Below are 14,180 nucleotides of genomic sequence, written 5' to 3' on the forward strand. Positions count from 1 at the left end.
AAAACCTCGCAACTCGCGCGACAAGTTCCCGCTCAGCCGGGCGATGCCTCAGCCTCAGCTAGCCCGACCCTCGTCAAAACCAGCACTCCGAGCGCTGTAATCGAAAGACATCCTTCCGGCTCACCGGAAAATCGATCGAATTGAGGGAGTCCCGTTTCATGGTCGACGCGAATATGATTGTTCAGCAGGGCCAAGCGCTCCAATTTTTGGAGCGATGCCGCGTGAAGTTGCCAGCGTTCAATGAGTTCTGGCGGCGATCCAATCACCGGCCGCTCGGGAGCGAGCTTCTGGTATTTTTGATACCCTTCGCGATGAGATTTCGGATCGTTACGCGTATTGTATGACTCCAGTAGCAGCATGTCACCGTTGTCGAGTTCACCGATTAGGACGAGAATACGTTTTGCCTTCAGTTTTTCAGCGTCATCATCCGCGATACCTGTGGCTACGGCTCGAGCGAGATAGCGCCTCCGATCATCGCTCAAAGCGCGGACAGCTTGATAGGCGCCATCTTCGATTAGATCGATATTCTCAGGTTCCTTCACTTTGTCCGCTGAAACCTTCATCTCCTCCAATTGTCTTCCCAAGAGCTCCAGATATCTTTCGACCCGCTCAATTCGCTGATTTGGGATCAGGTCGCTGATAATTTCGCAGAGAGCCTGGCCGAAGATTGGAACGTTGGACATGACTGAACGGACAACGGCTGCTGTTCGGTCTCCTCCTCCTGCACCGAGCGTAGGAAAGCGCCGATTGTTTTTGTCTTGGTCGGTCATAACTCAGCCTGAATATCAACGAGAGCCCATGGTCCCGATCGCGCAAGGGCAGACCGCGATTGCCGATTGCACTGCGGCACAAGGAAGTCTTTCATCCCACGTCGGATTGCGCCATCCCCCTGCGACACCTTCGTCGGACGATGCCCAGATAGTTTTCTGAACGAACGGCGCCCATGCGAGCGCGTACAGCTTCAAAACTCCGACATGCGCAACACTTAAGGGTTTTCCCGTGAACTCGGCTAGCCTGGCGGCGCCTGGCGATATCCCGTGCAGTCCCACCGAGCCCAGAATAGTCCGCCCGCCGTCAGGAATTACCGTCTGATCACTGTCAAGCCGGTATGCCGGTCAAGTGCGCGTACCGGGAAGAAGGAGACCATCGCAAATCGCAAAGGATGTTCCGGCAGGGATAGAAGAGCGCCGAGGTGCTCCGACCGCGGGGCCTTTCACTTGGGTCGTCGGACACAAATTGGAATACGAAAGGCCCCCGACGGGCATGCCGGAGGCCTTCCTGGAGGTCAAGTTGAGATCAATAGAGCCGCTCGGTCTCCTTTCGCTGGTTGATACAGACTACCAATTGCGCTGAGCGCGGAGCAGAAGCGTGAGGCTGTTCTGATCCTTGAGCTCATATACAGTCCCGGGCTTTGCGATACCTGGCTGCGCTGGCAACGTGACCGTACTTCCGCTCGCATACTTCTGGTCGAGCATCGCATAAGCGAGGTCAGCCGAGAACGTCAGGTTCTTGACCGGAGTCCAGCCAGTCGTCAGGCCGACAACCGCATAGTTGAAGTCTGGATTACAGCCGGCGACGCCGCTCGACAGTGCAAGCGTTGTGGCGAACGCGCTGCAGATATAGCCTTTGGCTGTGTTATTATATCTCACAGCGGCCCACGCACCGTAAGCGCTGGTGGCCCAGTGCGGATCCCAGTTGTGGGTGTAGCCGCCGCGGAAGCCGTAGGTCGTGGTCAACTCCTGCCCCGAACCCGCGACGAACACAGCATCAGAAAGGCCACCAAGTCCGACGCTCTGGTAAGCGCCCGCGAGGCCCGTACCCCCGTACATCGCGAAAGTGGTCGTCACATAATCCTGGAAGTTGTAACGGCTCGCGCCGTTCGTATAAACGCCCGTCAAGTTGACTGTGTCACCCGGGCCGGTCGGGATATTCTTGATCGACAATGCCAGCTGGCCAGCCCAGCCCCACTTGTCCGCCGGATGACCGGTCGTTTCATCGGCGCCGTAGTAGGCGGCATGATTGTCGTGCGCAGCGATCGCCGCCTGGAAGAGGCCCCAAGCCTGGTCAACGCGCAACATAGCAACCAGATCAGGAGCGGCTGCACCGCCGATATCGTTGCCACCATACGCACCGGTCGCGAGCCCTGCGGCCGTCGCCGCACTCACGTTCCAGATATTGGTCGTGTCGTGCTGGACTTGATCCTGCGCCGAGAAGGAGACTGAGATGCCTTGACCGAAGTCCGCGGTGTAGCTGAACTGGTTGACAGGATCCCAGCCGCCGCCGCCAGGAAGACCGTCGAAATTGTTACCCGGATAATTCGCCCAAGGAGTGGAGAATTGCGACTGCGCCTTACCCAATGTGAAGCCAGCGAACTGAATGAACGCATAGTAAACACCAAGCGTGCCACCGGCGACGGTCGCTCCACTATAAGCCGTCGAAGCATTTGAGGCCGTTGTACCGGCACCGGCATAGCCACCCGAATTCCAGGTGAACACGCCATCAAAGAACGTACGGACCACGCCATACTGTGTCTCAGTGCGCGTATCGATGGTCAGGTCTTCACGTGAGCCTGTGCTATAGTAGTTGCGGAGCCGATTTTGCGCGCCGGCCACCCCGCTATTGGCCGTGTCATAAAGACCGTTCGTGGCCAGCCCCGCTTGGACACGCAGGTAGCCGCCGAGCTTGATACAGGTATCCGTGCCAGGAATGTAGTAGAAGCCGGCTCCATATAGGGAGCAGGTCTTCACGTACTCGACCGCTTTGGCCTTCACGGGAAGATCGGCGGCCTGCGCGCCAACGCCGGCGAACATGGCCGCGGAACAGAGCACAAGTCTCTTCGTCAACTTCATCGATGAACCTCCAAGTTGGAAACATGGGTCCCGTCCCCCGGCGATCCGCCGCTGCTCTTGCAGCTCGACGGGTGGTCTTTGACGGAACGACTCGAGGCCCCCCTCGATGTCTGGCAAAAACGTTACTCAGTTACCGAAGTCGAGGTTTGGCAAACTCGGCCCTCGCAACTTCCAAATTCTGCGCGTGAGTGGGTGGTTTCGCAGCTTTTGTGCAACTAGGCCGTCAGCCTTAGTCTTACGCTCGGGTCGACGATGGTTGTCGGCTGGCTGCCTAATCCACATGGCTGAACCGTTGCTTCAAACAGCGACTGTCTCGGATGGCATCCCCAGCCCGCGGAGCAAATAGGTCCGAGGTGAAGCTAGTGAGGCAAAGCCGATGAGGTCGATGCACGTCGCATTCGCGAGGGCAAGCCTTGCGCATCCTCGATTTGAATGCCTTGGCGTCCGCCAGCTGGCTGCGCGCCTAGCGCGCGCAACCATTTTTCGGTATGAGCTGATCTTGTCAGCGAAACGCTGTCGTGGACAGCTCGCAACAATCCGCAAGCGACATATGGAATTCGCCTTCAGGCGAAGGCCGATTCTTTCGAGAGCTCGTCGAGCACCTGCTTTGTCGCTGCGTGCGCCAATTCGACAATCTCATCGATTTCAGCTTCGGATACGATTAGAGGCGGGGCGAAACCAAGGATGTCCCCGTGCGGCATCGCGCGAGCAATAAGGCCCCGATCCCGGGCAGCTTTCGAGATGCGGGCGCCCACTTTGAGCTGCGTATCAAATCGGCGTTTCGTGTGGCGATCTGCAACAAACTCGATCGCAGCGAGCAAGCCCACGCCTCGCACTTCCCCGACGATCTCCACCTGCTCGAACCGCTCCTTAAGCCGCTTCTGGAAATGCGAGCCCACGGTTCGGGCGCGGTCGCTGAGTCGTTCCTTCTCGACAATATCCAGGACCGCATTTGCGGCAGCGGCCGCAATAGGATGCCCCGAATAGGTGTAACCGTGCGAAAACGCCCCGACCCGATCTGCGGCTTCCTCCATGACCGCGTAAACCCTTTCGCCAACAATGGCTGCGGAAAGCGGCACGTAGCCGGAGGTCAGACCTTTGGCGACGGTCACCAGGTCAGGCTCGATCTCGTAAAGCGTGCTGCCGAAGTCCGCTCCGGTTCGGCCAAATCCACAAATCACCTCATCGGCGATTAGAAGCACGTCGTAGCGGCGAAGCACCGCCTGAATGTCAGGCCAGTATCCCACCGGCGGCGGCGTGATACCGCCCGTTCCCAGCACCGGCTCAGCAATGAAGGCGCCAACGGTTTCGGGCCCTTCTCTTAGGATCAGCTCTTCAAGTTCGGCCGCACGGCGGCGAGAAAAGGCGTCCTCCGTTTCGCCCGGTTCGGCGCCCCAATAGTGGTGCGGCGCGCCCGTGTGCAAGATGCCCGGAAAGGGAAGGTCCATATGATCATGGTAGAAGGACATTCCAGTCATCGAGCCAGAAACGACTGAGCATCCATGGTAACCGCGCTCACGCGAGATGATCTTTTTCTTGTTCGGCTTGCCACGCAGGTTGTTGTAGTACCAAACGAGCTTGGCTTGGGTTTCATTGGCATCCGATCCGGACAGCCCGAAGAACACCTTGCTTGGCTTGCCCGGCGCCATTCGGACGAGGCGATCAGACAGGGTCGCCAGCTCTTCAGTCGTGTGGGCGGCATATGTGTGGTAGTATGCCAACTTGTAGGCTTGCCGCGCGATGGCCTCGGCCACTTCGGTCCGACCGTACCCGATATTGACGCAATAGAGGCCAGCAAAGCCATCGATGTAGCTGCGTCCCTCTGCGTCCTGGATGCGAATGCCTTGGCCGCCCGTGACGATCGTAGGATCGCCGATCTCACCTCGGGCGAATTCCTTGAGCTGGGTGAAGGGATGCAAGACACTCGAGCGATCTCGCTCAGCGATGGTTTTTATGTCGATCATTCTTTTCTCCTAGGCTACCAAATCGCCGAAGCAGACGTATTTGAGTTCCATGTATTCCGCTAAGCCGTGTCGTGAACCCTCGCGGCCGAGTCCGGATTGCTTCCATCCCCCAAATGGAATTGGCGGCCCCGTGAACGAGGCAGTATTGACGCCGAGCATGCCGCACTCGATTTGCTCAGAAAGGCGGAGCGCTCGACGCAGACTGTCCGTGTAGACATAGCCGGCCAGTCCCATTTCGTTGGCATTGGCACGGGCAACAACCTCTTCTTCAGACTCGAACGGAAGTACGGCAGCTACCGGCCCAAACGTTTCCTCACGCGCAATGAGCATGTCTTCAGTGACATCGCTTAACAGCGTCGGAGGAACAAAGTTCGGCCCCAAACTGGCGCCTTGGTGAGTGCAAAAGACGCGCGCCCCCTTTTTCACCGCGTCGTCGACCTGACTCCTACACTTGTTCGCGCCCGACAATCTGGTCATCGGCCCGATGTCCGTCGCAGGGTCTAGACCGTGACCGACCTTCAGTTGCGCCATGGCCGCGGCAAATGCCTCGACGAAGGCCTTGTAGATACCTGCTTGAACATAGATGCGGTTAGCGGCCAAGCAGTCCTGACCCGATGTCGCAAACTTTGCGACCATCGCTCCCTCGACAGCCTTCTCAAGATCAACGTCATCAAAGATGATGAAAGGGGCATGCCCTCCAAGCTCGAGCGACACCTTCTTGACCGTGTCGGCTGCCCCCTCAAGAAGCAAGCGACCGACCTCAGTAGAACCGGTGAACGAAAGGGCACGTATCCTAGTATCGCGCAACAGCGGCGCGGAAAGCTCGATCGAATTGCCAACCACGACTTGAAACACACCGTGTGGGACCCCGGCTTCTTCGGCCAACCTGGCCACAGCAAGAGCAGAGAGCGGCGTCTCGGGTGCAGGCTTGGCAATCATCGGGCAGCCGGCCGCAAGGGCTGCCCCCGCCTTTCGCGTCATCATGGCAACAGGGAAGTTCCATGGAGTGATCGCCGCCGCCACACCGATTGGCTGCATCCGCACCTGAAGCAGACTCCCAAGCTTGTGGCTGGGAATTGTCTCCCCGTATGCGCGCTCGCCCTCCGCGGCGAACCAATCCAGAAATCCAGCACCGTATGCAATTTCCTGGCGAGCCTCTTCGAGTGGCTTGCCCTGCTCGCTCGTCACCAGAATGGCGAGTTCTTCCGAATGGTCGAGCATCAATGATGCCCAAGACCTGAGGATCGCCCCTCGTCTTGCCGGCAACAATTCTCGCCAAGGGGCAAACGATCGATCAGCTGCCGCAATCGCACGATCCATATCGGCAGCAGAGCAACGAGCCACGTCCGCGATCTCTTCCCCGGTCGCGGGATCGATCACGACGTCTCTTTGGTCACCCCCAATCCAGCGTCCGTCGATCAACGCCGCTCCCGCCACAAAGTCGCGACGACGTAAATTTTCCAAGTGACTGGCAACAAGACCGACCAAATGAGGGCTCTTGTGCCGGATCGTCTGAAAGGCCATTCGAAGTCCGAAGCGTTCATTTTGTTGGAGTTTTCTGTGCATTCAGGATACTGGTGACGCAAAAGACATTTGCGTCGCATTTCCTGCCGCTCGGATGATTTCCTGCATCGCACAGGCATTTTGCGGCGAAATTCACCTGAAGGCTGGAGACGACTATGCAGTACGATCGGATAGACGCTCGAATCCTCGAGATCGTGCAAAAGAACAATCGTTTGACTTCCGAGGTGATCGGCGAAATGGCGGGCCTTTCGGCGACCGCATGTCAGCGACGACTGAAGAGGCTCCGTTCAGAAGGAATCATCGAGGCCGATGTCTCGATCGTTTCCGCGAAGGCGGTCGGAAGACCTATTCAAATGCTCGTACTTGTGAACCTGGAGCGGGAGCGTTCAGATATCATTGATCGGTTCAAGAAGGCGATCAAGTCATCCATTGACGTCGTCAATGGATTCTATGTCACCGGCGATGCCGACTTTGTCTTGTACATCACCGCGCGCACCATGGAGGAATATGAGCAGTTCACCCGGCGCTTCTTCTATGAGAACCCGGACATAAAAGGCTTCAAAACGATGGTTATCATGGATCGCGTCAAAGCGGGCTTTGCTGTTCCAATCGAGGCTCCGCCAGAAGATTGATGTGACAGTCCTCTCTCGCGGATAAGCGCTTTTCATCGCCGTGCAGCTGTCGGGACAAACCGCAGATCATCTATGCGCAAGTAGCAATTCACGTCACGTTGACTGCGCCTCGTTACGAGCCGCCGAGAACGATGATCATCGCATTTCCACCTCCGGCTGCCCGACATGCGCGGTCAGCGTGGATGGCGCAAGGGATGCTGGGCATCAAGGTTCTGCTGCTGCATGGCCTTCAGCCTATCGAAGAACTCAAGCACGGTCTCGATGAACTTGGGGTCATCGAAGATGTCCGGGTTAGTGTCGCCCAGCGCCCTGGCGATGATCCACCGCGAGGTGTTGATGGCCTGGCCGGCCTCGAAACGCTGCACGGTCCTGATGGTCACGAATGCGTTGGTGACCAGTGCCTCCCGCGACAGATGCCCGCTTCGCGGACGCAGCGGGCTGAGAAGCCGAGCATCTCGGGGGCAAGCCGAGCTGAGTAAGGACACGAAGCCATGAACACGCTCCTCGACCGGATTATCGATGAGCACGGGCTGATTATCTGCGGCCTGCCTGAACTAACTCCGAGCGATAACACCTCGCGAGGCCTCGAGTCGCGCGACTTGAAAGTTGCAGTTGTGTCGGGACCTTGCCCGGTAACGCACTTGCCATCACGATCGGGACGATCAGGTGATGACCGGGAGGATGCCCGGTCCGAAACACCGCATGGCTTGCCGCAAGGGTGGCCCCTGGCACGTTTGTACCTGGTCGGTCCGGTACAGGACGCATGCCGGCTGGGGACTCTTCAGGAAATTTCCGTGTCCACACGCGTAACGCGAGCCGCCTGGGTGAAACATTCCGCCAGAACGACAGGTGGATGTCTGACGTATCTACACTGAGACATTACACCGCTCGCGCATGGGAGTTGACGGCAAGTTACGGAAGTTGCCACCTACGAATAAGGAGCGCTTTTCCTGTCGACGCGACGCCAAACGGTCATTGAGTTGGTGCTGCAACACTGGCCCTGCTGTTGCGAAATCCGGGCGCATCATCGGTGAGGCCGAGCTGCTCCCCTCATGCCTTCTGTCCTCTGCCCGTCGCGCGCCATCCCTCATTCCATCGAACAGGAGGCGGGGACGGCGGCCTTCCAGCCCGGGCGGGCAGATAACTGGATCAAGCCACGCAGGGCATGATCTCGCGAGCACCGCTGCCCAGGCTGAAAAAGAGAGCAGCCCGTGCCAAGTGCCTTCTGTCCGGAAGAAGACCTTTGACCATCAGGGACCCGCCAGTGCGTTGCAAATGCGACAATTACCTGGGAAATTTCGCAGCAGTCCTCTCTGGCCCAATTCATGCACGTGAGTGACGCAGGTCAATACAATGTCGTCAGGAGCGCCGCAGCGCCTTGAGCCTTCTCGCTGAAACCGTATCTCTTCCCGGCGCGCTGTCGATGCGGTCCTTCTTCGCATCTATCGTCCTGATGCGAACAGAATCTGCCAGATGCCGCGGAGCGGATACCCCCTCATTGAACGCTCCGCTACGACGATCGCCAGGTTCACGTCCTGCTGCGTCAAAGGGAAGGCGCCACGGCCAGGCTGCGCCATCATCGCAATCTTGCGAGGCGACCCACGATAGCTGGGCGATGGACTTCGCACCTGGCAAGCCAGCGATTGCAGTGTTTTGCAGCAAACCGGCGGCTCGGTTGCCGGTGATCCGCGGGACCGCTCCTCGGTTTCATGTCTGCGTCAACCCTCGATTTTTCCCGCCATCCGATCGTCGAAGGTAAGGACAGCGAGGTACGTGGAGGCCGCCATTGGGCAGACACAACCTGGACGGATCGAATGCCTGCTTCCGGAAAGCACACAGATAGGCGCTCAGACAAGACACCCGAGAGACGTGGAGCTCATGATGATTGAGACGGTTACGGGGGCGATCCCGGTCGAAAGCCTCGGGCGCACCCTGATGCATGAGCATCTGTTCATCGCCTTTCCAGGCGCTTGGTTCGATCCGCTCGCCAGGTTCAGCCGCGCAGAATTGATCGCAGAGGCGGTCCGGCGGCTGGCGCAACTGCGTGCGGAACATAAGGTGCGCACCTTTGTCGACCCCTGCCCGATCGAACTCGGACGCGACGTCACCCTCATGAAGGAGGTTTCGGAAAAGGCTGGCATACAGATCATTTGCACCACCGGATTCTACTACGAGGAAAGGGGGCTGCCGGTCTACTGGCGCTGCCGTACCGAAGATGAAATCGCGGAGTTATACATCCGCGAAATCACCCACGGGATCGGCGACACCGGGGTGAAGGCGGGGGCACTCAAAGTCTCAACGAGCGCGCAGGCTGTCACCGATCAGGAGAAGAAATTTCTCGCCGCAGCCTGTATCGCCCAGAAGGCGACGGGCGTGCCCATTATTACCCACACGACAAATGGCTGCGCCGGGCCGGAGCAGCAGCAGCTGTTCGCCGGCGGCGGCGTTGCCGCCCATCGATGCCTTATCGGCCATTGCTGCGCCAACGCTGATCATGCTTATCATCGGCGGATCGTGGATGGTGGCTCCTACATCGGGTTCGATCAGATCGGGATGGACTACGTCCAGCGTGACAACGTTCGCGCCGACAACTTGGCGAAGCTCGTGCGCGATGGTTTTCGGGCGCAGATCATGATGAGTATGGATCGCCTCTGCGGCTACCTGGGCAAGTCGGTTGTGCGCCAACTGACCTCCGAGGAAATCGCGAAGATCGAACAATTGAAGTCACGGAGGCTCTGGCAGGAGCACACCTACATGTTCACCGATTTCATCCCGATGCTGCGCGCCCGCGGCGTGCAGGAATCCGACATCGTCTCAATCCTCGAGGACAATCCTCGACGCTTCTTTGCCGGTGCGGTTCTGCCGGCAAACGCGGCAAACTAGAGCGCACGCGGCACTTCATCGGGCAAGGGACGGACGCGTTTGCGTCGGAAGCCCTCATCTACGCGGAGCGCCGTCCGACGAACGATGACAGTGCGACAGAGTTCGCTATTTCAAATCTGCACCGTCCCCGCCGGCGTCCCGATGCCCGGGGCATATAGTCCCAACTGCTTCCTGGGATCGACAATTTAGAAGGGGTTGCATCCAGCACGCAAGCCAATCGGTCTCGATGTCCCCGGCCAAGCGATCAAGCAGTCCCAGATGACAGGCCCGACAGCGATCCCGAGAACAAGATTTTCGGAGAGAGTAGCTGATACGGCGGCTGCCGGGGCACATCGGTCGCCGTAACGTTGCACGCCGAACGGCCCACCGCCGCCCTTGCAACCTACGCTTTTAGGGGCTTGACATCCATATGGCAGAACGCGTCCGCAAGTCCTCCCGTCCGCTGATGGATGCGACCCTGCTGCCCCAATTCCTTTTCGAAGTATCCGCTTACAGCCTCGCGCCGCAGGTCATGAAAACGCAGCTCCCGTCAACCGGCCTCGCCTTCGGCATTGTTCTTGCGCTTCTTTTTCCTGCCCTGGTTTTTCGGCGAAATGTCTTCGATGAATCCAAAGCTGGCGCGGACGCTCATAACCTGCAGTGCCTTCATGTTGCGCATCAGGCTTATGCGGGAAAAGAGCGGCAAGTTGTCGGACATGAGCTGTTTATCCTTATGGGTCACAATTCCAAAGACGACATGGAATTTCTGGTCATCCAGCGGTTGGAGTAACTGTTGCGCCGTTCCCTCGGCCGCCTTTTCCTCAATCCCCGCCTTGAGCCGGTCAACAGATTCCGGATCGAGCTTGAGCAGCTCAATAGCGTTTGTTCCCTGATTGAACAGATGGCTGAGCTGCGCCGATAGCGTCGAAATTTTTACATGATTGAAGATGCAATGGCCGTCCGTAACCGTATAGAGATCGCACGGCTCGATCTGCGTCTGCCCCGGCGCGGCTATATTGCCCTTATCGAGGCACACGATTGCGGGATCGCCCGCGGCAACCGCTTCGTTGTAGGCGCCCTCGCCATCGTGGTTGTAGGGCGGCAGCGCGAGATCAGCGTAGAGCGGGTCGAGATATGTCTTGAGTTTTGCGACATACTCGTTCTCGATCCTGTACCAGTTGCCTTCGCATAGATGGAAAGTTTCAGAACCACCGTTCAGGGTGGTATCGAAGATCAGGCAATTGAAGATCGGAAAGCGTTGATGAGGATTGCCATCTTCATCCGTAAGGCGGAGGGTATGCTTCGTCAGATCGCCGAGGCTAATGTCCCCAGCCGTCTTATTGTTCGATTCAAGATAATCGTAATAGCGGTCGATGAAGACATCATCATAGATCAGGCTCGCGCCAGCGCCGGAAAACGAAGAGAAAACGTTGTCATGGTAATCGACCATGGCCGGAATAGTTAGATAGAGATCACCACTTTTCTCACGCAGCGCCGCCAGAAGTTTGGCATCAAGTTGTTTCACCACAACAGGATCACGAATCGGCGCGATGTTTTGAATGTCCGGAAATGTAATCTTGAAAGCGTCGCTTTCATAGAGTTCCTGAAGCTTCTCGCAGAGCTCCGTCAGTCCATCGGAGGTGACTGCTGAACTGATGCGCAAATTACTCGCCCCCGTCGCGTGTTTGAACAATTCTTCGTGCTCGTCTTTCACCTTGCCGGTAAGGCTCTTGAGGATTGCACTGTCGCGGTCGAAGTCGAAATAGGTAAGATCGGAATCAACGGGCACCTGGGTGCGTTGCCGCCGCGCGGCTCCGGGTTCAAGCACATCGGTGCTCTTCAGCTTTTTCGGATCAACGCTGTTGAGCGTGACACGCAAACCGAAATCGTATTCATAGCTCGTATCCTTGAGGTTATGGGCCACATGACCGAAGGAGAGGGCAAAACAGCGATCTCCGACCGTTAGACAAATCAGCGCTCCCTTGCTGACTTGAGTGAGCGGCATGGTCATCCCAAAGTAAGACTTCCACCACGGCTCACGTGGCTCACCGTCGAGTACAAACAGCGTCGCGTTCTCAGGCAGGTGCGCGGCGTCGACACCCTCTTCGAGAACATGATCGTCTTTCAGAGTGTTGGTAGCGTCGAATCCGTCCTTCAGCAGATAAATTGAAAACGATCTGCTCTTACTCACGTCCGCTCCTCCACTGCGAAGCTGAGCCGGACTGTGAACTTGCGGCCATGAACGGCCTGTCAGCTATTAATCTGGCCCTTTTCGATCCCCTCACATTGCAACCTCGGAAAGCGAGGCCAAGACGATGCAATCCACCACAATTGTTAAGAAATGCTCGCGCCCGCAAACAATCTTCCGATTCTCCTTCGTCCAACGCTCTTCCGGGTCGAAGAGCGCCGGTGCCCGCAATATCGGCCAGCAGCGCCGTGCCGTTCTCCTGTCGCCTGACGCGGTCCGGCTCCGGCGTCCCGGAGTGCCAAATTGGGGGGCCGACCCACATGGTGAGGCGCCAGTCGCCGAGCGCCGGATGCTCGAGACCCGCGCGGCTCGGGCGGGCTGGATCGATCGAATTCGAGGCGTCGCTTTCCCGGCGAAAATTTATGATAGATCCGCGCGCATCCGATACGTACCGGCTCTTCCGGCGCCGGCGCGAAATCCATCCGCCAATCGGCCTTACGGCAAAGAGGTGCCGGCATGAGAAGGGCGTCGCCTCCGCGACGGGCCACCACGGGCGCAAGGTATGGATCGACATGCCTCGGTAAGCCGAGCTTCGCAGTGCGATCCCGGATGCCTTCGCGGCGGTGCGGATCGTGACTGCCCAGCAACAGCCGACACCGAGCGGCCTAAAGGCTTTGCCAATTTGCCAATCAGCTGAATGGATAAGACGCATTCCCACTTCTCGTCGCAATGGTTGCAGTTTTAATTCTCCTCTGGTTCCTCGCGCGCGAGAATTCGAACACGTACCCCTGGAGACCCATCAGGCGAGCGGTCCAGATCGGCTCGTTGAGTTGAGGATGGCCGGTGCGCTCCGGCCGGCTTGCTACTCCATCAACCGCGGCAGGCCTGAGGGCTTAAGAATCAGTCGCTAAAAAAGCTGCCGGTCTGGTAAGACCGGCAGCCAAGTCAAGGGAGGAAACGCCCATACGGGCAGCGGCAGCGAGGCTACCGCACGGTACCGCCGATAACTCGGCGGATCTCGACCAAATCAAAGTTCGACAAGCCTTATTCGCAGCTCATGTAATTCAATCGATACTGTACTAGAAGAAGAATCTGCGTACGCGACGTACCGAAGCACTGCTCTGCATATTGCACCTTCGAAAACGTCCCGCACCCAGGTGTTGCCGGGGCAACCTGACTGGATATCAGTTGACGTCTCGAGGCCATGGAGCCTCGAGGATGACACTTTTCGCAATCCGGATGCCGACCAGTGATCTCCCCTAATTTTTCGAGCTACGACGGCCATAGCGCTCGCCGCTCGTCCGTGCTAGCTTGCGAAAGAAGGTGAAGCCGCTCGGCGTAGATGTCACGTGCACCTTGCATTCCACCGCGCTAGAAGACGAAAGGTCGCCAAGACACGTGCACGCCTGGCAGGATGCAGCATATTACAACTGAGGTATCGAGTTGAGCCGGAGCTGGTCGAGATCAATTCTTCTCGCTGCAAGGGGCGGCACATAGATCACCGGGCGAGCGCGCATCACCAGGCCGGACAGCCCTTTGCACCCACTCGGGAACGCACAAGACATTCACCGTTCAGCTGCCGTTAGCAGCCCGTCCAGGTCTCGACGGCCTCTTCAATGTCTGCGTCACCGCCTAGCCAGATGGGCATCGGCCACCTCGGCAAGGTCGCGCCCGGCGACGTTCTTGGCATGGTCGGCAGTCGCGTCGGCACGATGATCGGACGCGATCACGACATTCACCGCCGGCAGCACGAAGAGCGTGAACACCGTGCCGATCGACAAACTCGCGACGATCACGATCCCCAATCGAAAAAGCGGCCCGCGGCACCAGCCTCCGTTGCGGTCAACTAGGCTACGAAGCCCGTAACCATCGCCGCCGTGGTCATCAGGATTGGACGGAGTCGGACGCGCGCCGCTATCTCGATCGCCGAGCGGAGCTCCAGTCTCTCGTTTAGTTGCGGCTCCTTGGCGAACTCGACCATCAGGACGCCGTACTTGGAAATCGGCCCGACCGGTGTCAACAGCCCGACTGGGTGTCGCTGTTCATCGTCGCCACGCCACAGAATTGCGGGCTCAAGGCGCCGACCATTGCCATCGGAACGCTGATCATGACGATGACATGACTCCACTGCGTGTCGCGCGCCGGGCCAAACGATCGATTG

General features: G+C 58.2%; 8 protein-coding genes and 1 pseudogene. 2 read left to right on the forward strand and 7 right to left on the reverse strand.

Going from position 1 to position 14,180, the window contains the following annotated elements:
* Positions 1 to 32: 32 nt before the first annotated feature.
* The 4 genes from MTX19_RS31105 to MTX19_RS31120 form a co-directional block, all read right to left on the reverse strand.
* Positions 33 to 770 (reverse strand): hypothetical protein, encoded by a 738-nt coding sequence (locus MTX19_RS31105; protein ID WP_280980698.1) that lies wholly within the window; start codon positions 768 to 770, stop codon positions 33 to 35.
* A 567-nt stretch (positions 771 to 1,337) separates the two neighbouring features.
* The gene (locus MTX19_RS31110; protein WP_280980700.1) at positions 1,338 to 2,849 is read right to left on the reverse strand and encodes a porin; all 1,512 of its coding nucleotides are present in this window, start codon (positions 2,847 to 2,849) and stop codon (positions 1,338 to 1,340) included.
* A 563-nt stretch (positions 2,850 to 3,412) separates the two neighbouring features.
* On the reverse strand, positions 3,413 to 4,813 hold the full coding sequence (locus tag MTX19_RS31115; RefSeq protein WP_280980702.1) for an aminotransferase: 1,401 nt from the start codon (positions 4,811 to 4,813) through the stop codon (positions 3,413 to 3,415).
* Between the two features lie 9 nt (positions 4,814 to 4,822).
* Entirely contained in the window at positions 4,823 to 6,301 is a 1,479-nt protein-coding gene (locus MTX19_RS31120) for an NAD-dependent succinate-semialdehyde dehydrogenase (protein WP_280984931.1), read from the reverse strand.
* A gap of 191 nt (positions 6,302 to 6,492) precedes the next feature.
* On the opposite strand from MTX19_RS31120, the gene MTX19_RS31125 reads away from it, so the two are divergent.
* Positions 6,493 to 6,969 (forward strand): Lrp/AsnC family transcriptional regulator, encoded by a 477-nt coding sequence (locus MTX19_RS31125; protein ID WP_280980703.1) that lies wholly within the window; start codon positions 6,493 to 6,495, stop codon positions 6,967 to 6,969.
* 173 nt (positions 6,970 to 7,142) lie between these two features.
* On the opposite strand, the gene MTX19_RS31130 is transcribed toward MTX19_RS31125, so the two are convergent.
* The gene (locus tag MTX19_RS31130) at positions 7,143 to 7,496 is read right to left on the reverse strand and encodes a hypothetical protein (RefSeq protein WP_280980704.1); all 354 of its coding nucleotides are present in this window, start codon (positions 7,494 to 7,496) and stop codon (positions 7,143 to 7,145) included.
* A gap of 1,354 nt (positions 7,497 to 8,850) precedes the next feature.
* Here MTX19_RS31130 and MTX19_RS31135 point away from each other — a divergent pair.
* On the forward strand, positions 8,851 to 9,852 hold the full coding sequence (locus MTX19_RS31135) for a hypothetical protein (RefSeq protein WP_280980705.1): 1,002 nt from the start codon (positions 8,851 to 8,853) through the stop codon (positions 9,850 to 9,852).
* A gap of 529 nt (positions 9,853 to 10,381) precedes the next feature.
* On the opposite strand, the gene MTX19_RS31140 is transcribed toward MTX19_RS31135, so the two are convergent.
* Together MTX19_RS31140 and MTX19_RS31145 are read right to left on the reverse strand one after the other, a co-directional pair.
* A complete protein-coding gene (locus MTX19_RS31140) occupies positions 10,382 to 12,022 on the reverse strand; it encodes a DUF6119 family protein (RefSeq protein WP_280980706.1) in 1,641 nt (546 codons plus the stop codon).
* 1,622 nt (positions 12,023 to 13,644) lie between these two features.
* Positions 13,645 to 14,137: pseudogene (locus tag MTX19_RS31145) on the reverse strand (efflux RND transporter permease subunit); the annotation flags it as partial.
* Positions 14,138 to 14,180: the final 43 nt, after the last annotated feature.

Origin of the sequence: Bradyrhizobium sp. ISRA464, from assembly GCF_029910095.1 — a bacterium.
GTDB lineage: Bacteria > Pseudomonadota > Alphaproteobacteria > Rhizobiales > Xanthobacteraceae > Bradyrhizobium.

Coding starts and splice junctions, on each gene's coding strand:
- MTX19_RS31115 (WP_280980702.1), bottom strand. CDS start 4,813: ATGATCGACATAAAAACCATCGCTGAGCGAGATCGCTCGAGTGTCTTG.
- MTX19_RS31135 (WP_280980705.1), top strand. CDS start 8,851: ATGATTGAGACGGTTACGGGGGCGATCCCGGTCGAAAGCCTCGGGCGC.
- MTX19_RS31125 (WP_280980703.1), top strand. CDS start 6,493: ATGCAGTACGATCGGATAGACGCTCGAATCCTCGAGATCGTGCAAAAG.
- MTX19_RS31105 (WP_280980698.1), bottom strand. CDS start 770: ATGACCGACCAAGACAAAAACAATCGGCGCTTTCCTACGCTCGGTGCA.
- MTX19_RS31110 (WP_280980700.1), bottom strand. CDS start 2,849: ATGAAGTTGACGAAGAGACTTGTGCTCTGTTCCGCGGCCATGTTCGCC.